Source organism: Bergeyella anatis (genome assembly GCF_036016955.1).
Classification (GTDB): domain Bacteria; phylum Bacteroidota; class Bacteroidia; order Flavobacteriales; family Weeksellaceae; genus JAYWXI01.
Genome location: NZ_JAYWXI010000122.1, coordinates 1 through 485 on the forward strand (window position 1 = coordinate 1; position 485 = coordinate 485).

Below are 485 nucleotides of genomic sequence, written 5' to 3' on the forward strand. Positions count from 1 at the left end.
CTACGACGGAGACACGACGGAGCGATGACGGAGCGGTACGCAATAAAAAAAGGCTGCCAAAATGGCAAAAACACCCACACGCTTTAAGTATCTTAAAAGATACCACCACGCCTAAACCTCGCACTTATGAGTATGACGGCAATGGTAATCCGATAAGTTACGAAGGCTTTAAGGATTTTAGAGTGATGGTATGGGACGAAGAAAACCGTTTGCAAGGTTTAAACGACAATGGCAAACTCCACCTTTACACTTACGACCACACAGGTGAGAGAGCCGTAAAGAGTAGTGCGGAAAGTCAGAAGACTGTTATCAATGGGGTAAGTTCTGCGGTTATCGTTCACGCAGAGAATTACACGGCTTATGTTAATCCATACTTTGTGGTTAATAAGGGTAAATTTACCAAGCATTACTTCGAGGGAACTTCAAGAATAGTAAGTAAGTTAGGGGAAGGTACTTTTCATCAGCCGACAGGTCTAACCGCTGGC

Annotated in this window: 1 protein-coding gene; it reads left to right on the forward strand. The window is 44.1% G+C overall.

The annotated features are described in order from the left end of the window. The coding region (locus tag VQ048_RS12555; RefSeq protein WP_327611972.1) for a hypothetical protein at positions 1-485 on the forward strand (485 nt) is incomplete at both ends.